At 72.3% G+C, this 17,944-nt stretch carries 15 protein-coding genes and 1 tRNA gene; 9 read left to right on the top strand and 7 right to left on the bottom strand.

The genetic code is table 11. The features are described 5' to 3' along the window. The gene (locus ACGH2B_RS18700) at window positions 1–1,158 is read left to right on the top strand and encodes an acyl-CoA dehydrogenase family protein (RefSeq protein WP_399090721.1); all 1,158 of its coding nucleotides are present in this window, start codon (window positions 1–3) and stop codon (window positions 1,156–1,158) included. Window positions 1,159–1,203: 45 nt separating this feature from the next. Here the strand turns inward: ACGH2B_RS18700 and ACGH2B_RS18695 are convergent, their stop codons facing one another. Continuing rightward, window positions 1,204–2,040, bottom strand: coding sequence for an alpha/beta fold hydrolase (locus ACGH2B_RS18695; RefSeq protein WP_399090717.1), 837 nt, complete (start codon window positions 2,038–2,040; stop codon window positions 1,204–1,206). Window positions 2,041–2,269: 229 nt separating this feature from the next. Continuing rightward, on the bottom strand, window positions 2,270–3,865 hold the full coding sequence (locus tag ACGH2B_RS18690; protein ID WP_399090714.1) for a beta-N-acetylhexosaminidase: 1,596 nt from the start codon (window positions 3,863–3,865) through the stop codon (window positions 2,270–2,272). Window positions 3,866–4,056: 191 nt separating this feature from the next. Here ACGH2B_RS18690 and ACGH2B_RS18685 point away from each other — a divergent pair, with 191 nt between their 5' ends. Both ACGH2B_RS18685 and glmS read left to right on the top strand, forming a co-directional pair. After that, a complete protein-coding gene (locus ACGH2B_RS18685; protein ID WP_399090711.1) occupies window positions 4,057–4,356 on the top strand; it encodes a hypothetical protein in 300 nt (99 codons plus the stop codon). A 171-nt stretch (window positions 4,357–4,527) separates the two neighbouring features. Then, window positions 4,528–6,357 (top strand): glutamine--fructose-6-phosphate transaminase (isomerizing), encoded by a 1,830-nt coding sequence (glmS, locus tag ACGH2B_RS18680; protein WP_399090708.1) that lies wholly within the window; start codon window positions 4,528–4,530, stop codon window positions 6,355–6,357. Between the two features lie 486 nt (window positions 6,358–6,843). Here the strand turns inward: glmS and ACGH2B_RS18675 are convergent, their stop codons facing one another. Then, entirely contained in the window at window positions 6,844–7,365 is a 522-nt protein-coding gene (locus ACGH2B_RS18675; protein ID WP_399090705.1) for a universal stress protein, read from the bottom strand. Between the two features lie 917 nt (window positions 7,366–8,282). Here ACGH2B_RS18675 and ACGH2B_RS18670 point away from each other — a divergent pair. From ACGH2B_RS18670 to ACGH2B_RS18655, 4 genes are all read left to right on the top strand, one after another. Then, window positions 8,283–9,536, top strand: coding sequence for a GlxA family transcriptional regulator (locus ACGH2B_RS18670; protein WP_399090702.1), 1,254 nt, complete (start codon window positions 8,283–8,285; stop codon window positions 9,534–9,536). Between the two features lie 5 nt (window positions 9,537–9,541). Continuing rightward, complete coding sequence (gene orn / locus ACGH2B_RS18665; RefSeq protein WP_399090699.1) at window positions 9,542–10,159, top strand: oligoribonuclease; 618 nt, start codon at window positions 9,542–9,544, stop codon at window positions 10,157–10,159. 109 nt (window positions 10,160–10,268) lie between these two features. Next, window positions 10,269–10,344: transfer RNA gene (locus ACGH2B_RS18660), tRNA-His, on the top strand. Window positions 10,345–10,572: 228 nt separating this feature from the next. Further along, on the top strand, window positions 10,573–11,931 hold the full coding sequence (locus ACGH2B_RS18655) for an alkaline phosphatase (RefSeq protein ID WP_399090696.1): 1,359 nt from the start codon (window positions 10,573–10,575) through the stop codon (window positions 11,929–11,931). 77 nt (window positions 11,932–12,008) lie between these two features. On the opposite strand, the gene ACGH2B_RS18650 is transcribed toward ACGH2B_RS18655, so the two are convergent. Next, the gene (locus ACGH2B_RS18650; RefSeq protein ID WP_399090693.1) at window positions 12,009–12,659 is read right to left on the bottom strand and encodes an NAD(P)-dependent oxidoreductase; all 651 of its coding nucleotides are present in this window, start codon (window positions 12,657–12,659) and stop codon (window positions 12,009–12,011) included. A gap of 129 nt (window positions 12,660–12,788) precedes the next feature. On the opposite strand from ACGH2B_RS18650, the gene ACGH2B_RS18645 reads away from it, so the two are divergent. Further along, window positions 12,789–13,745: a helix-turn-helix domain-containing protein gene (locus ACGH2B_RS18645; protein ID WP_399090690.1), complete on the top strand. Its 957-nt coding sequence runs from the start codon at window positions 12,789–12,791 to the stop codon at window positions 13,743–13,745. A gap of 161 nt (window positions 13,746–13,906) precedes the next feature. Here the strand turns inward: ACGH2B_RS18645 and ACGH2B_RS18640 are convergent, their stop codons facing one another. Beyond that, window positions 13,907–15,058, bottom strand: coding sequence for a chitinase (locus ACGH2B_RS18640; RefSeq protein ID WP_399090687.1), 1,152 nt, complete (start codon window positions 15,056–15,058; stop codon window positions 13,907–13,909). Here ACGH2B_RS18640 and ACGH2B_RS18635 point away from each other — a divergent pair. Then, window positions 15,057–15,209 carry a hypothetical protein gene (locus tag ACGH2B_RS18635; RefSeq protein WP_399090684.1) on the top strand — a complete coding sequence of 51 codons (153 nt, stop codon included), beginning with the start codon at window positions 15,057–15,059 and terminating at the stop codon, window positions 15,207–15,209. The genes ACGH2B_RS18640 and ACGH2B_RS18635 overlap by 2 nt on opposite strands. A gap of 594 nt (window positions 15,210–15,803) precedes the next feature. On the opposite strand, the gene ACGH2B_RS18630 is transcribed toward ACGH2B_RS18635, so the two are convergent. Next, a complete protein-coding gene (locus ACGH2B_RS18630; RefSeq protein ID WP_399090681.1) occupies window positions 15,804–17,219 on the bottom strand; it encodes an ATP-binding protein in 1,416 nt (471 codons plus the stop codon). Next, window positions 17,216–17,905, bottom strand: a complete 690-nt coding sequence (locus tag ACGH2B_RS18625) for a response regulator transcription factor (RefSeq protein ID WP_399090678.1) — start codon at window positions 17,903–17,905, stop codon at window positions 17,216–17,218. The genes ACGH2B_RS18630 and ACGH2B_RS18625 overlap by 4 nt, the downstream gene beginning before the upstream one ends. Window positions 17,906–17,944: the final 39 nt, after the last annotated feature.

Here is a 17,944-nt window from a genome sequence, read left to right as displayed (position 1 = left end):
ATGTCCCTGGACCACCGTCTCCCCGAGGAGCTGGAAGAACTCCGGCGCACGGTCGAGGCGTTCGCGCACGACGTCGTCGCTCCGCAGATCGGCGAGTTCTACGAGCAGCACGCCTTCCCGTACCCGATAGTCCGCGAGATGGGCCGGATGGGCCTGTTCGGGCTGCCGTTCCCCGAGGAGTACGGCGGGATGGGCGGCGACTACCTCGCACTCGGCATCGCGCTGGAGGAGCTGGCGCGGGTCGACTCCTCCGTGGCGATCACCCTGGAGGCGGGGGTGTCGCTGGGCGCGATGCCGCTGTACCTCTTCGGTACGGAGGAGCAGAAGCGGCAGTGGCTGCCGAAGCTGTGCTCCGGCGAGATGCTCGGCGCGTTCGGGCTGACCGAGCCGGACGGCGGCTCCGACGCGGGCGGCACCCGCACCACCGCGGTCCGCGACGGCGACTCCTGGGTGATCAACGGCTCCAAGTGCTTCATCACCAACTCCGGTACGGACATCACCGGGCTGGTCACCGTCACCGCCGTCACCGGCCGCAAGCCCGACGGCCGCCCGGAGATCTCCGCGATCATCGTCCCGTCGGGCACCCCCGGCTTCTCCGTCGCCGCCCCGTACTCCAAGGTCGGCTGGAACGCCTCGGACACCCGCGAACTCTCCTTCAACGACGTCCGGGTGCCGCTCGCCAACCTCGTCGGCGAGGAGGGCCGCGGCTACGCGCAGTTCCTCCGCATCCTCGACGAGGGCCGCATCGCCATCGCGGCGCTCGCCACCGGTCTGGCGCAGGGCTGCGTCGACGAATCGGTGAAGTACGCCCATGAGCGGCACGCGTTCGGCAAACCGATCGGCAGCAACCAGGCGATCCAGTTCAAGATCGCCGACATGGAGATGCGGGCGTACACCGCCCGGCTGGCGTGGCGGGACGCCGCCTCCCGGATGGTGCACGGCGAGCGGTTCAAGAAGGAGGCGGCGCTGGCGAAGCTGTACTCGTCGGAGATCGCGGTCACCAACGCCCGCGAGGCCACCCAGATCCACGGCGGCTACGGCTTCATGAACGAGTACCCGGTCGCCCGGATGTGGCGGGACTCCAAAATCCTGGAGATCGGCGAGGGCACCAGCGAGGTCCAGCGGATGCTGATCGCCCGGGAGCTGGGCGTCGGCTGACGGCCGCACCGGGGGCGGCGGCGTCACGCGGCCGCCCCCGGCGGGTCAGCCCCTGCCGACGCAGGTCGGCCGGAACCCGGCATCGGCGGGCCCGCGCCGCCCGAGCGCGTTCAGCACCCACTGCGCGACGACCGGGTCCTTGGTCGCCTGGTCGTGCAGGAACGGATCGAGCGGGCAGCGGTCCTGGAGGACGACGTTGGTGACGGCCTTCTCCGGGCCCTTCAGCAGTGCGCTGGTGTACGGCACCACGATCTCGTCGTGCCGGGTGGTGACGACGGTGTAGTCGGGACCGGCCGGCGTCTCGGTACCGGCGTTCAGCTTCCGCAGCAGCGCCGAGCCGGCCATCTGGTCGGTGCAGGCGGGGCAGAACAGCGCGCCGAGCGGCCGGGCCAGCGGATTGGCCGTGCCGTGGTTGGACGGCACGATCCCGACGAGGTCGTCGACGACCGCGTCGCCGCCGAGGAACTTCACGTAGTAGCGCGGCATCATGCCGCCCTGGCTGTGGCCGACGAGGTCGACCTTCCGCGCGCCGGTGGCGCCGCGTACCGCCTCGACGAAGTCCTTCAGTTCGGCGGCGGACTTCTCGATCGGGTCGGTCTCCAGATGGCCGTAGTTGAACGCGAAGACGCAGTACCCGGCGGCCTTGAGCTTCGGGGAGAGCGCGGACCAGTTCTCGGCCATGAGCTTGAAGGTGCCGTTGACCAGGACGACCGGCTGCGGGTGAGCCGAATCCGGCTTGCACGACCAGTCGTTGGCGCCCCGCGGCGGGACGTCGAGCGGCGAGGCGGCGGCCGGCGTGGGCGCGGCGAGGCCCAGCACACCGAGGGCGAGAGTGGCCGCGCAGGTCAGCAGCGACCTGAGGGCGGGGTGACGCAGACGCATGAGAGTCCCGGATTTCTGCGAAGGGTCGGTGCGGGAACGGGCGACGGTTCGGCATTGCCGACCGGCGTTCGGGATCCTGACCTGGCCGAAACCCGCAGTCAAGGCATTACCGTCGGTCACATCCGCCCGTCTGCGTCACACCCGCCCCACGGCCCCGCGCACGGTGACGGGCGGGCCGCACCGGCCCGCCCGTCACCTCACACCCCGGCCCGCGGGCCGGGCCGTCACCTCACGACCGGGCAGGCCACGGCACCTCCGGTGAGCGGTAGTAGCCGATGCCCATCGCGTCCCAGCGCGGGCCCTGGGCGGCGAGCCGGACCTTGTACCGGTCCCAGTCGCGACCCGACGCCGGGGACCAGCCCAGCTCGGCGATGCCGGGCAGCCGGGGGAAGGCCATGTACTCCAGATGCGCGGAGGTCGACAGCGTCTCCGCCCACAGCGGCGCCTCCACACCCAGCACCCCCTTCTCGGGGACGCCCGGCAGATACGTGGCCGGGTTCCAGTCGTAGGAGCGCTGCACGCTGACGTAACCGGCCCAGGCCAGGCCCAGCGGCGTGTTCTTGTCGTACTTCATGTCGAGGTACGAGCGGTCGGCGGGCGAGATGATCACCCGGGTGCCGTGCGCCGCCGCGTCGGCGACCTGCTGCCGTTCGGCGGCGGAGGTCGCGTCGTAGCCCCAGTACTGCGCGATGGCGCCCTTCGCCGGGTGCGCGCCGGTGAGCTGGTGCCAGCCGATGGCCGTCTTGCCGTACTTCGCGACGACCGGCTGCACCTTGTCCATGAAGGTGACGTAGTCGTCGTGGCTGGTGGAGTGCGCCTCGTCGCCGCCGATGTGGAGATAGCGGCCCGGCGTCATCGCGGCCAGCTCCCGGATGACGTCGTCGACGAAGTCGTACGTCACCTTCTTCGGCACACACAGCGAGCTGAAGCCGACGTCGGTGCCGGTGTAGAGCGGCGGCGCCTTGCCGTCGCAGTTCAGCTCGGCGTACGAGGAGAGCGCGGCGTTGGTGTGGCCCGGCATGTCGATCTCCGGGACGACCGTCAGATAGCGGCTCGCGGCGTACTTCACGATCTCGCGGTAGTCCGCCTTGGTGTAGAAGCCGCCGCGCCCGCCGCCGACCTGGGTGCTGCCGCCGTGCGAGGTGAGCTTGGGCCAGGAGTCGATCGCGATGCGCCAGCCCTGGTCGTCGGAGAGGTGCAGATGCAGGGTGTTGATCTTGTAGAGGGCGAGCTGGTCGATGTACCGCTTGACCTTCTGGACGCCGAAGAAGTGCCGGGAGACGTCGAGCATCCCGGCGCGGTAGCCGTAGCGCGGGGTGTCGGTGATGGTGCCGCCGGCGATCCGCCAGGCGCCGGGCTGCTCGGTGCGGCGCTCGACGGACGGCGGCAGTAGCTGACGCAGCGTCTGGACGCCGTGGAAGAGCCCGGCCGGACGGGCCGCGCGGACGGTGACGGCGCGGGGCCCGGACTCCAGCCGGTACCCCTCGGCGCCGAGCTTCGCGGTGTCCCGCCCGCCGAGCTTCAGGACGATGCCGTCCGATCCGGAGCGGGTGGTGACGGGCAGCGCGAAGCCGGTGGCGGGGCGGAGCACCCCGGCGAGGTACCCGGCGACCTGCCGGGCCTCGGCGCCGCCGGAGACCCGGATCGCGGTCCGGTCGCCGAGCGTGTAGGCGCCCCCGCCCGGATGGACCGCGGCGGGGGCGGGGATGACCTGGTCGAGCGGGGTGGCGGCCGGTGCCGCGGCGGCCGTCGGCGGCGCCGCGGCGGTGGACATCCCGGCGGCCGTCACCAGCAGCAGGGAACTCAGGAGTCTGCGTCGTCTCATCGACGATCCCTTCGGCGAGCATCGTGCATGGCATGTCGAACATGGCATGGAGCGACCGAACGGTCACCATGCGTACCGCGCACCCCCTTCCGGGTCAAGGCATGGATCCATTCCCGACCGCCTCGCCACGATCCTGCCCGATATCGGGCAGGATTCTTGCGAAACGCTCCGCTCCCCCGCAGTATCGATCCGTGCTCGAACCCCCCGCCCGCGGCGCGGACACCCGCCCCGCCCTCCACGACGACCTGGTGGACCACCTGACGCGCAGCACACCGCTGCAGCGCGGTGAGGCCACCCGGGTGGTGCTGGACGTGCTCGCGTACTTCGACGAGACGACGGAGGCGTTCGTCCGCCGCCGCCACCGCGAGCTCCAGCACCAGGGACTGCGCAACGACGCGATCTTCGAGCGCATCCGGCAGGAACTGCCGCACCGCGCCGTGACACCACCGGATCTCACGGCCCGCCAGCTCCGCCGCATGGTCTACGGCTGACCGCACCGCGGTCTCCCGCACCGGCCCATCCGCCATCCCCACACCCCTTTCTTCCGGTTTCTTCCGTTCCATCCGTTCTTACGTCATCACCCGCGCGGCCGCCGCGCACCGGCAGCGCGTCCCATCGCGCGCCGCGCGGCCCGCCACCACATCACCCAGGAGGCTCACCCCATGTGCGGAATCGTCGGATACATCGGTAAGCGCGATGTCGCGCCGCTGCTGCTGGAGGGGCTGCAGCGCCTGGAGTACCGCGGCTACGACTCGGCGGGCATCGCCCTGCACGCCAAGGCGTCCGGCAAGTCCGCCGCCGGCCTGAAGACCGCCCGCGCCAAGGGCCGCGTCCGGGACCTGGAGGCCAGGCTGCCCAAGCGGTTCCAGGGCACCGCGGGCATCGCCCACACCCGCTGGGCCACCCACGGCGCGCCGACCGACGAGAACGCCCACCCGCACCTCGACGCCACCGGCGAGGTCGCCGTCGTCCACAACGGCATCATCGACAACGCCTCCGAGCTGCGGACCCGGCTGACCGCCGACGGCGTGGAGTTCGCCTCCGAGACCGACACCGAGGTCCTCGCCCACCTCATCGGCCGCTCCACCGCCGAGACGCTGGAGGAGAAGGTCCGCGAGGCGCTGCGCCACATCGAGGGCACCTACGGCATCGCCGTGCTGCACGCCGCCTTCCCGGACCGCATCGTCGTCGCCCGCAACGGCTCCCCGGTCGTCCTCGGCATCGGCGAGCACGAGATGTTCGTCTCCTCCGACGTCGCCGCGCTCGTCTCCCACACCCGCCAGGTCGTCACCCTCGACGACGGCGAGATGGCCACCCTCAAGGCCGACGACTACCGCACGTACACCACCGAGGGCTCCCGGACGACGGCGACGCCGGAGACCGTCGAGTACGCGGCCGAGTCGTACGACCTGGGCGGCCACGAGACGTACATGCACAAGGAGATCTCCGAGCAGGCCGAGGCGGTCGACCGGGCGCTGCGCGGCCGGATCGACGACCGTTTCGCCACCGTCCACCTCGGCGGCCTCAACCTCGACGCCCGCGAGGCACGCGCGGTGCGCCGGGTGAAGATCCTGGGCTGTGGCACCTCGTACCACGCCGGCCAGATCGGCGCCCAGATGATCGAGGAGCTGGCCCGCATCCCCTCGGACGCCGAACCGGCCTCCGAGTTCCGCTACCGCAACCCGGTCGTCGACCCCGACACCCTCTACGTCGCCGTCTCCCAGTCCGGCGAGACCTACGACGTGCTCGCCGCCGTCCAGGAGCTGAAGCGCAAGGGCGCCCGCGTGCTGGGCCTGGTCAACGTGGTCGGCTCGGCGATCGCCCGGGAGACCGACGGCGGCATCTACGTGCACGCCGGCCCCGAGGTCTGCGTGGTCTCCACCAAGTGCTTCACCAACATGGTGGTCTCGTTCGCCCTGCTCGCCCTGCACCTCGGCCGCATCCGTGACCTGTCCGTCGCGGACGGCAAGCGGATCATCGAGGGCCTGCGGAAGCTGCCCGGCCAGATCGACGAGATCCTCAAGGGCGAGGACGACATCAAGAAGCTCTCGGCGCTGTACGCCGACGCCAGGTCGATGATGTTCATCGGCCGGGTGCGCGGCTACCCGGTGGCCCGTGAGGCGTCCCTGAAGCTCAAGGAGGTCTCGTACATCCACGCCGAGGCGTACCCGGCGTCGGAGCTGAAGCACGGCCCGCTGGCGCTCATCGAGCCGGCGATGCCGACGGTCGCGATCGTGCCCGACGACGAGCTGCTGGAGAAGAACCGCGCCGCGCTGGAGGAGATCAAGGCCCGCAGCGGCCGCATCCTCGCCGTCGCCCACCAGGAGCAGGAGAAGGCCGACCACACCATCGTCGTACCGAAGAACGAGCCGGAGCTGGACCCGATCCTGATGGGCATCCCGCTCCAGCTCCTCGCCCACCACACGGCGCTGGCGCTCGGCCGCGACATCGACAAGCCGCGCAACCTCGCCAAGTCCGTGACCGTGGAGTAGTCCGGCGGAACGGCCGACGGCTCCGTGCGTGCCACCACGCCGCACGGAGCCGCCGCCTCCCCTGCTGCCGGCGTCGCCCATACGCCGGCGGATGCCGCCGCGCCGGTAACCGTCATCTCCCGGTCGGCGGCACGCTCCTGACACGCCCGGAACCTGCCCGGACGGGCCCTCGCGCCCGACCGGTATCTACCCGTCACACCGTCACAATCCACCTCGGTACGGCAGTTGATCTCACGACTGCCCGCAATCCCCATGTCTTGGCCGCAACTGTGCACACTCCGGGGAGATCCGGACGCCTCCCGAGGAGCCGCACACGGGCACACACGGGCACGGAGAGGGACGGGACGGCCTTCCAGGGCAACACCGGGTACCCCGGGCGCCGCACGCCCCGGAGGACGACGCGGAAGCCGTGGGGAAAGCCGGGCGGAAGGGCCGGGCCACGGGCCCGGAGCCCCGGACCCGGGAAACCGGCCCGGCGAACCGGGCTCAGGGGATGACGATGACCGGGCGCTGCGCGCGGCGCGCCAGCCGCCCGGCGACGGAGCCGAAGATCCGCCCCACGATGCCGTGGGTGGAGCCGACCACGATCCCGTCGGCCTCGTACTCCCGCCCGACCTCCTCCAGTTCGTGGCAGATGTCCCCACCCCGCTCGACGAGGATCCAGGGCACCTCGGAGAGATGATCGGCGCAGGCCAGCTCCAGGCCCAGCACCTCGGTGCGGTGATCGGGGACGTCCACGAAGACGGGCGGCTCGCATCCCGCCCAGACGGTCGTCGGCAGCCTGTTGGCGACATGCACGATGATCAGGCCCGAGCCGAGGCGCCGCGCCATACCGATTGCATACGCCAACGCCCGCTCGCTCGACATCGATCCGTCGAAGCCGACGACGACGCCGTGCCGGAACGCGGGATCACAGGGATGGTGTGCCTCTTCCGCCGCCCGGAGGTCGGCCAGCGGGTCGGCCACCTGCTTGCGGTGCGCGGGTTCGGAAAATTCGTGACCGGCCATTGGTGTCTCGGCGAGAACGTCCTCTTGCGGAGGGTGAACGGGGGACGGCGTGTGACTTGATCCGGCAGTTGACTGAGCTGGCCCGATCGAGAGGCCGACGTCTTAGTTCAACGAAGAACGATACGACCGGGAATCATCTTCCCAAGGCTTTACCCCAAGAGTACGGCGCCACTCCTCCGCTGCCCAGGGGCCGCGGAGGCGACCGACGTGCCCGCACGGGGAGGGGTGTGCCCCTCGAACGGTTCCCCGGAGCATGCCGGAGCACGGCCCGGTTGGCAATGCCCCGGCCTGCCCCGTACGTACCGCATGAGACACGTGTGGCGATCTCCGGCCATCCACACCGCCTCCGGAGCCCCGGACCGCCGCGCGGAGCCGGTCCTTCCACCGCCGTCCGGCACCCGGCGGCAGCCCCTGGCCCGCACGGCGCGACACCCGCCGGGACCGCACCCCGCCCGTAACCCCTGTGACTGCCGTGACGGCAGCCGCACATCAGGACAGAGCGGGACGTAAGCGGGCGGGGGCGCATCGGAGCAAGGGGTGTTCCGACACGTACGCAGGGCCCATGAAGGGAGCGCACAACCCCCTCCACAACCGTTTTCAGCCAACTTCGGGTCCGGATCACCACCCCACCCCGGACACCCCTCAACCCCGGCGTGAGCAGGGCGGAAAGGACCGCTCGGCATGGTTGTGCCCTACTGCGAACGGGCAGAGCCGAGACGCGCACTTTCCCTGGAGGCCCGACGAGTGGAACGCTTCGTGATCGAATGCTTCGCGCCAAGTTGCCATATCGACATACCAGCGGGTGGTGAACTTGGCACGCCATCCTCACGGGACACAGTAGATTCGATCTTGGTAGTTATGGCGGGGGAGCTGTGCAGTACCGAGAGGGCGAGACGACCGAGGGGGGCTTAAGTGCCATGAGCCAGGACTCCGCTGCCGTACCAGATCCCGCACGCAAGCTCGCTGCCCGACGACGCCGCGAAATAGTCGCGGTGCTCCTCTTCAGCGGCGGCCCCATTTTCGAGAGCTCCATACCGCTCTCGGTCTTCGGAATCGACCGCCAGGACGCGGGCGTTCCCCGATACCGATTGCTTGTGTGCGCGGGCGAAGACGCGCCTTTGCGCACCACCGGGGGGCTGGAACTTTCCGCCCCCTACGGGCTGGAAGCCATCGCCCGGGCCGGGACGGTCGTCGTACCGGCCTGGCGCTCCATCACCCAGGCCCCGCCGCCCGCGGCGCTCGACGCACTGCGCCGCGCGCACGAGGAAGGGGCCCGGATCGTCGGGCTGTGCACGGGGGCGTTCGTCCTCGCCGCGGCCGGACTGCTCGACGGCCGCCCGGCCACCACCCACTGGATGTACGCGCCGACGCTCGCCAAGCGTTATCCGTCCGTCCATGTGGACCCGCGTGAACTCTTCGTCGACGACGGCGATGTGCTCACCTCGGCGGGGACCGCGGCCGGTATCGACCTGTGTCTGCACATCGTGCGCAGCGACCACGGCGCGGACGCGGCGAACGCACTGGCCCGCAGGCTGGTCGTGCCGCCCCGGCGCACCGCGGCCGATCTCGGGCACCAGCGCTACCTGGACAGGTCTTTACCGGAGGAGATCGGCGCCGACCCGCTCGCCGAGGTCGTCGCCTGGGCGCTGGAGCACCTCCACGAGCAGTTCGACGTGGAGACGCTGGCGGCCCGCGCCTATATGAGCCGTCGCACCTTCGACCGGCGGTTCCGCTCCCTGACCGGGAGCGCCCCTCTCCAGTGGCTGATCACGCAGCGGGTCCTCCAGGCCCAGCGGCTGCTGGAGACCTCCGACTACTCGGTCGACGAGGTCGCGGGGCGCTGCGGTTTCCGTTCGCCGGTCGCGCTGCGCGGCCACTTCCGGCGGCAACTGGGTGCCTCGCCCGCGGCGTACCGCGCGGCGTACCGGGCCCGGCGGCCGCAGGGCGGTGCGCCCGAGGGCGGGCTGCGGACGGAGCGGGGCGAGCGGGCGGCTCCGATGGGCGACCGGTTCGCGGCGCTGGCCAATCCGGCCGCGGCGCTGGCCACCGCCGATGCGGAGGCCGGCAAACCGCAGCCGGACGCCTATGCGGCACGCCTTCCGGAGCCACCGGTCGGGCGGGGCGCCGGACGGCCCGTGCTGCCCAGCCAGCGTGAGCGCCCCGTAGGGTGAGTCGTATGAACGATCGCATGGTGTGGATCGACTGCGAGATGACCGGTCTCTCGCTGGCGAACGACGCGCTCATCGAGGTGGCCGCCCTGGTCACCGACTCGGAGCTGAACGTACTCGGCGACGGCGTGGATGTGGTCATCCGCCCGCCCGCCGAGGCGCTGGCCACCATGCCGGAGGTGGTGCGCGAGATGCACACCGCCTCCGGACTGCTGGACGAGCTGGACGCCGGCACGACGCTGGAGGACGCCCAGGAGCAGGTGCTGGCGTACATCCGTCAGCACGTGCCGGAGGCCGGCAAGGCGCCGCTGTGCGGCAACTCCGTCGGGACCGACCGGGGCTTCCTCCACCGCGACATGCCGACGCTGGAGAACTATCTGCACTACCGGATCGTCGATGTGTCGTCGGTGAAGGAGCTGGCCCGGCGCTGGTATCCGCGGGCGTACTTCAACAGTCCGGACAAGAGCGGTAACCACCGGGCGCTGGCCGACATCCGTGAATCCATCGCGGAGTTGCGCTACTACCGGGAGGCGGTCTTCGTACCGCAGCCCGGCCCGGACTCGGACACCGCCAAGGCGCTCGCGGCCAAGCACGTGGTGCCGCCGGTGGCACCGTCCACGCCGTAGTGACGCAGCTCGCTCCCGGCAGAGCCAGAGCCGGGAGCGAGCACCCCTTCGGACCCTGTACACTTTTTCTCAGCCGGTGGGGAAAAGGAACCACACAGCACCGGTCATGGTGGGTATAGCTCAGCTGGTAGAGCACCTGGTTGTGGTCCAGGATGTCGCGGGTTCAAGTCCCGTTACTCACCCCAACGGCGAGGGCCCGGTTCGCGAAAGCGGATCGGGCCCTCGCCGCTTCTCGCTTTCCGGGGCGCCGCAGATGACGCGGCTCCGCTTCCTTCCGTACGGGCCCGGTCCGGCATCCGTGTGTCATGTCCCGGATGCCGCAGTACCGCCGGAGCGTCACCCGCGCTTCACCGGTGGCTGGTGGTGTACGTCTCGTCGTCACCCGCCCCGCGGAAATTTCGAGGAGCCGTTCCATGCCCAGACCCGTTCGCCGTCATCTCACGATCGCCGCCGCCGTGGTGGCCGCGACCACCGCCGCGGTGGCCGTCACGACCGCCGCCGGCGCCTCCGACACCAAGGGGCAGGCGCAGCAGGCCATCAAGGGCGGGAAGGCGAAGAACGTCATCCTGCTGATCGGTGACGGGATGGGCGACTCGGAGATCACGCTCGCCCGGGACTACACGGTCGGCGCCGACGGCCGGCTGAACATGGACCGCTTCCCGCTCACCGGCGCGTACACCACGTACGCCGTGCACAAGGACGGGACGCCGGACTACGTGACCGACTCGGCGGCGAGCGGTTCGGGGTGGGCGACCGGGCAGAAGACGGTGAACGGGCGGATCTCCAAGACGCCGGGGACCGACAAGGCGGTGCCGACAATTTTGGAGCTGGCGCAGAAGGGCGGGTACGCGACGGGGTCCGTCACCACCGCCGAACTCACCGACGCGACCCCCGCGGTGCTCGCCTCGCACGTCACCGACCGCTCCTGCCAGGGCCCGGCCGACATGGCCAAGTGCCCCACCGACGCGTTGGCGAACGGCGGGCCCGGGTCGATCGCCGAGCAGTCCGTCAACCACAAGGTCGATGTGCTCTTCGGCGGCGGTAAGCAGCGGTTCGACCAGAAGGTGACCGACGGGCGGTACAAGGGTCTGACGGTGACCGGGCAGGCGCAGAAGCTCGGCTACCAGGTCGTCACGGACGACGCGTCGATGAAGGCGGTCAAGCCGGGCAAGCCGGTGCTCGGGCTCTTCGCGCCGGGCAACGTCCCCACCGAGTGGACGGGCAAGCCGGCGGCCAAGGGCGGCACCGACCCGCAGCGCTGTGTGACCTCCAACCCGGACCGTCCCGGCGCCACGCCGAGCCTCGCCGACTCCGCGACGAAGGCGATCCAGCTCCTGGAGGCGAAGCAGAAGCACGCCAAGAAGGGCTTCTTCCTCCAGATCGAGGGCGCCTCGATCGACAAGCAGGACCACGCGGCCGACCCGTGCGGGCAGATCGGCGAGACCGCCGCGTTCGACCGTGCCGTCAAGGTCGCCCGGGACTACGCGGCCAAGCACCCGGACACGCTCGTGGTGACCACCGCCGACCACGGCCACGCCAGCCAGATCGTTCCGCTGGACGCGGCGCCGCCCGGGCTGACCTCCACGCTCGTCACCGATGAGGGCCAGCCGCTGAAGGTCAGCTACGGGACCAACGCGCCGGGCGAGTCCCAGGAGCACACCGGCACCGAGGTGCGGATCGCGGCGCAGGGCCCGAAGGCGTACCGGGTGCTGGGCGTGACGAACCAGACGGATCTGTTCCGCACGCTGCGCGAGGCGATGAACCTGCGCTGACCTGCGGAAACGGGAGGGGGAGACCGGGCGTCGGTCTCCCCCTCCCGTCGTGTGGCGGGTGCGGCGGGCGCGGGCGGTCAGTAGCCGACGGTGAAGCGCTCGCCGGTGTGCCGCGGCTGCTCGACCTCGTCCAGGAGGGCGACCGCGTAGTCCTCGGCGGTGATGCGGCTGGTGCCGTCGGCGTCGACGATCAGGTCGTCGAGGGCGGTGCGGTAGGTGCCGGTGCGCTCGCCGGGCTCGATGAGGGCCGCGGGGCTGAGGTTGGTCCAGCGGATGTCGGAGACGGTGCGGTAGAAGTCCAGCGCGTCGCCGTGGGCGTGCATGATCTGGAGCAGGAACGCGGGCAGGCCCTCGGCGTCCCAGACCTGGGTGCCGTCCGGCTTGCGGAGGGAGCCGGCGCCGCCGACGGTCAGCAGCCTCGGCGCCGCGTCGCCGAGGGTGCGCAGACCGGCGACGAGCGCTTCGGCGGCGGGGCGGATGGTGGCGATGTGGCCGGGTCCGTCACCGCCGCCGACCGCGCTGATCACCGCGTCCTGCCCGGCGGCCACCTTCGCGACCGACGCCGGGTCGAGGACGTCGCCGGTGGTGACGGTCAGGTTCGGGTCGCTGAGGGTGAGCTTCGCCGGGTCGCGGACGACCGCGGTGACCTGGTGGCCGCGGCGGAGGGCCTCCTGGACGACGCGGCTGCCGATGGTGCCGTTGGCGCCGAAGATCGCGAGCGTGGACATGGTCTCTCCTGGGGTCTGCCGCATCCTGGGCGGGCTGGACGTTTTCGGTCATCGGCCGGGCCGATGTCTTCTACGCTAGAGCCGTCAGGTGCGTGGATCGCGGTGGACATGGGACGTGTGGTGGTGAAAATGCGACAGGATCGGGAGGCGGCCGTCGGGCGGGAGATTCCGGAGGTGGCGTTCTCCGCGCCGGCCGGGCGGCCGTCCGGGGTCGAGGTGCTGACCCTCGCCGAGTTGCGCGCGCGGGCCGACGCCTGCCGGCTGGCCACCCCGCACCGGCCCGGTTTCCACCATCTGCTGACCGTCGCGCGCGGCCGGCTGCGCCACACCGTCGACTTCACGGAGCACTCCGTCGGCCCCGGCGACTGGCTGTGGTCGCGCCCCGGGCAGGTGCAGCACTTCGGGGACCTGTCGCGGGCGGACGGGCTGCTGGTGCTGTTCGAGCCCGGGTTCCTGGATCCGGCGACGGCGTCCGCGGCGCGGGTCGAGGACTGGTACGGCCCGGTCGTCCGGCATCCCGAGGGCGCGGCGGCGCAGCGGGCGCGGGCGGCGTTGGGGCAGTTGCACGAGGAGTTCGGGGAGCGGGCCGGGCTGCCGTGGGCGGCGCATCTGGACGTCCTGCGGCATCTGCTGGCCGTGCTGGTGTTGCGGGTGGCGCATCCGGAGGTGCCCGCGGCGGACGCGGAGTGCGCGGCGGGGGCGACGTTCCTGCGGTTCCGGGACGCGGTGGAGCGGGATTTCGCGTCCAGCCGCCGGGTGGCGGACTACGCGCGAGCGCTCGGGTACGCGCCGCGGACGCTGTCGCGGGCGACGGAGGCGAGCGCCGGGATCGGGGCGAAGGAGTTCATCGACCGGCGGGTGGTGCTGGAGGCGAAGCGGCTGCTGGCGCACGGGGACGGTTCAGCCGCGGCCATCGCCGGGCGGCTGGGCTTCGCCGACGCCGCCAACTTCACGAAGTTCTTCCAACGGAACGCCGGCACCACCCCGACGGCGTTCCGGGAGACGGTACGGGGCGGGGCGGCGGCGGCCGGGGAGAGTGCCGGTGCGTCAGCCGGAGTACGCGGCGAGGCGGCGGCCGCCGGGTAGGGCGCCGGTGCGTCAGCCGGTGTACGGGGCGGGGCGACGGCGGCCGGGGAGAGTGCCGGTGCGTCAGCCGGTGTACGGGCGAGGCGGCGGCCGGGAAGGGTGCCGGTGCGTCAGCCGGTTTACGCGGCGAGGCGGCGGCCGCCGGGAAGGGCGCCGGTGCGTCAGCCGGTGTAGCGGGCGAGCGTCCGGGTGAATTCCAGTGGCCGCTGGTCGATGGAGCTGCAGGTGGGCGAGGCGGAGCGGCGGGGTCCGCCGGGGCAGGGCCGGTCGCGGGCGGCGGACCACATCGAGAGGCCGCCGAGGTGCCGGGCGCGGGCGAAGGCGACGAGTTCGGCGGCGTCGCCGGGGGTGAAGGTCTCGGTCCGGACGTCGTTGACGCCGATCATCGGGGTGACGGCGACGGCCCGCCAGGCTTCCGCGCCGTCGAGCCCGAGGGCGTCCGTCAACTGACGCCGTGTCGCGGTGGCCGCCTCGATGGCGTAGCGGCCCATGTCGCCGTCGTGGGAAGGGCCGTAGTCCATCGCCATGATGTTGACGGTGGAGACGGTGACGCCGTGGCGCCGGGCGTCGGTGACGAGGCGGACGCCGTCGTCGGTGAGGCCGTCGGGCATCGCCGGCAGGGTGAGGGAGACGTCCAGGTCCGGGTGGGTGCGCTGGAGACGGGCGATGGCGCGGGCGCGGCGGGTGTTGGCGGCGGTTCTGCCGAGGGCGCGGCCTTCTATGTCGAAGTCGACGGCGGTGAGCCGGTAGCGGTCGACGGCCTTGGCGTAGGCGGCGGTGAGGGCCTCGGCCGAGTCGCAGACCAGGCCGAGTTCAAAGCCGTCGGCGCCGCCGAAGGAGACGCGGACGTCGCCGCCGGCCGCCCGCAGGTCGTCGATCTGGCGCGCGACGGGGTCCTCGTCCAGGGGGACCTCGCCGCCCCAGGCCGGTTCGCAGCCGCCGTCGGAGGTGAGGAAGGCGAGGGTGAAGTGGCCGGTGCCGGTCCGTCGTTTCGTCGCCAGGAGGTCGGGGACCGGGTCGAGCGAGGTGTCGACGTACGGGGAGAAGGCGGCGGTCGTCCGCGGGGCGGCGGGTTCCTCGGTCGTCCCGGGTGAGTGGGGAGTCCCGGGTGAGTGGGACGTCCCGGGTGAACGGGTGGCCTTGTACGGGGTGGGGCCGGCGGGTGCGGCGGTCCGCGGGGTGGGGGCCGGTGGGGTGGCGGGCGTGGGGACGAGGGCGGCGAACACGGCGCCGGCGGTGGCCGCCAGAGCCACCCCGGCCGAGAACAGCTTGGCCGAGCGGCTCGTACGGCGGTGAGGGACCGGGGAACTCATGGCGTACACCTGCCTGTCGTCGCGGGAGGAGCGGTGGTGCGGTGGTGCGGTGGTGCGGTGGTGCGGTGGTGCGGTGGTGCGGTGGTGCGGTGGTGCGGTGGTGCGGTGGTGCGGTGGTGCGGAACGCCGGGGCGGTCCGTGGGTGGCGTGAACGTGGGGAACCGTACGGGAGTTGCCGGGTGGGGCCGGGTGTGCGGGCGGGACGGGGGACGTGGTGGAGGGGCGCGGGTCGGTGTTCGGGGCGCTCCGGGGCGCATGGGGGGTGCGCCCCTGTTCCGTGTGGGTGGGGGCCGGGTGTCCGAATGGGTGGGGGCCGGGTGTCCGATGTCGGACCTCGAGCGTTGGACCTTCGGCGTCGGACGTTGGGCGTCTGACGTTGGGCCGCCGCGCGGGCATCGGACCTCGGACGTTGGACCTCGGACATCGGCCGTTCGGCGTCAGGTGTGGGACGTTGGGCCTCCGGGCCGGTCGGACGTTGACCGTCCCAGGGGAGCGGACGTTGAACCTCGGACATCGGACATGGGACATCGGCCCCGTCACCCGGCCCGCCCGCCCCGGGCCGCGCCCGGACCCACTCACCCCGGGACTGCGCCCGGCCCCGTCGCCCCGGGCCGCACCCAAGCCCCCCAAAAAGGAGCGCCGCTCGGGCCCAACGCCCGCCCCGCCCAGGCTCGTGCCCAGGGCCCGTCTTCCGGTCCGGGCCTCGGTCCTGCCGCCCGGCCCGCGCCTCGTACCCGGCACCCCGTCAGCTCACCCTCCCCCCGCGGCGGGTACGGAGTGGGAGGCGGCGGCGGAGGCGGTGGGTGCCGGTGTGGCGGGGGGTGTCGGGTGGGGGGTGGCCGTCGAGGGCGAGCCAGACGCGGATTTCGGTGCCGCCCAGGACGGAGCGGCCGATGCGGACGTCGCCGCCGGTGGACTCGGCCAGTCGGCGGACGATGTCCAGGCCCAGGCCGGTCGAGCCGTCGCCGCCGCCGGAGTGGCCGCGGCGCAGTGCGGCGTCCGGGTCGTCGATGCCGGGTCCTGCGTCCGAGACCAGCACGATGACGGCGTTCCCGGCCGGGCCCGCGTGGTGGACGTCGACGGCGAAGGCGGTGCCCTCGGGGGTGTGGCGGAAGACGTTGCCGAGCATCGCGTCGAGGGCGGCGGCCAGATCGGGGCGGGCCACCGGGACGCGCAGCGGGCGGTGGGCGCCCGCCACCCGGGCGGTGCGGCCCTCGTCCTCGGCCAGCGCGGACCAGAACGCCATCCGCTCGCGGATCACCTCGGCGGCGTCGCACCCGGCGGTGGCCGCCGCCTTCTGCGAGTGCGACTTCTGCTCCCGGGCGGTGCGGATGATCTGGTCGACTTCGCGTTCCAACTGCTCGACGGCGGCCCGGGTGTGGTCGGCGGCGGGGCCGTCGCCGAGCGAGGCGGCGTTCAGCCGCAGGACGGTGAGCGGGGTGCGCAGCCGGTGGGAGAGGTCGGCGGCGAGTTCGCGTTCGTTGGCGAGGAGCTGGACGACCTGGTCGGCCATGGAGTTGAAGGCGGTGGCCGCCGACCGCAGCTCCTTGGGGCCCTCCTCGGGGACGCGGACGCCGAGTTCGCCGGTGCCCAGCCGGTGCGCGGCGCCGGCCAGCCGTTTCGCGGCGCGGACCATCCGGGTGCCGAGCCGGTCGGCGACCGCGACCGAGCCGACGATCAGCGCCAGACCGACGCCGGAGAGGACCAGCCAGGACGTCACGACGCCGTTGCCGAGCGCGGCGTCCGGTACGTACACCTCGACGACGGCGACGCCGGACGCCACGGCCGTCGGCTGGAGCAGCGAGGAGCCGCCGCGGACGGAGGCGATGGAGGCGCGGCCGAGGGCGACGACGGAGGCGACGTCGCGGTCCGAGGCGCGGCGGAAGCCGATGCCGACCGGGCGGGTGCCCTTGCCGTCGCCGGGGACGTGGATGCCGATCCGGCAGCCGGGCCCGGCATCGGCGCTGGCCAGGGCACGTTCGAGCTGAGTGCGGTCGGTGGTGATGGCGAGGACGGGGCCGATGGTGGCGGCCTGCCGTTCGGCGTTGGAGAACGCCCGGTCGCGCGCCATCTCCTTGACGACGAGGCCCAGCGGCACGGCGAAGGCGACCACCACCATCGCGGTGACCGCCAGCGCCACCTTGACCAGGGCCCATCTCACCGCGGCGGCTCCAGCTTCACGCCCACCCCGCGCAGGGTGTGCAGATAGCGGGGCCGGGCGGCGGTCTCCCCCAGCTTCCGCCGCAGCCAGGAGAGATGGACGTCGATGGTCTGGTCGTCGCCGTAGGACTGCTGCCAGACCTCGGCGAGGAGTTCCTTGCGGGGGACGACGACGCCGGGGCGTTCGGCGAGGAAGGCCAGCAGGTCGAACTCGCGGCGGGTCAGGTCGAGGACGGCGCCCTCCAAGGTGGCCTCGCGGCGCAGCGGGTCGACGCACAGGCCGCCGATCCGCACCACCCGGGACGGGGTCTCCGCGGCGCCGCCCGTACGGGAGCGGCGCAGGACGGCCGCCATCCGGGCGGAGAGGTGTTCCACCGAGAACGGTTTGGTCAGGTAGTCGTCGGCGCCGTCGTTCAGCAGCCGGACGATCTCGGTCTCGTCGTCCCGGGCGGTGGCGATGATCACGGGGACATCGGTCACACCGCGCAGCATCTTCAGCGCCTCGGCGCCGTCCAGATCGGGCAGCCCGAGGTCGAGGACGACCACGTCGAAGCCGATGTGGGCCACCTCCCGCAGCGCCTCCAGGGCGGTGCCCACGCTCCGTACGGTGTGGGACGCCTCGGTCAGATGACGGATGAGGGCCGAGCGGACGAACGGGTCGTCCTCGACGACGAGCACACTTGCCATGGGCGGCACCGTACGCCATACGGGGGTATCGTCCGGCGC

This window comes from Streptomyces sp. BBFR2, assembly GCF_044497305.1.
In the GTDB taxonomy this organism is placed as follows: domain Bacteria; phylum Actinomycetota; class Actinomycetes; order Streptomycetales; family Streptomycetaceae; genus Streptomyces.
The sequence above is the reverse complement of the archived record's forward strand: the minus strand, read 5'-3'. Positions and strand labels throughout refer to the sequence as shown.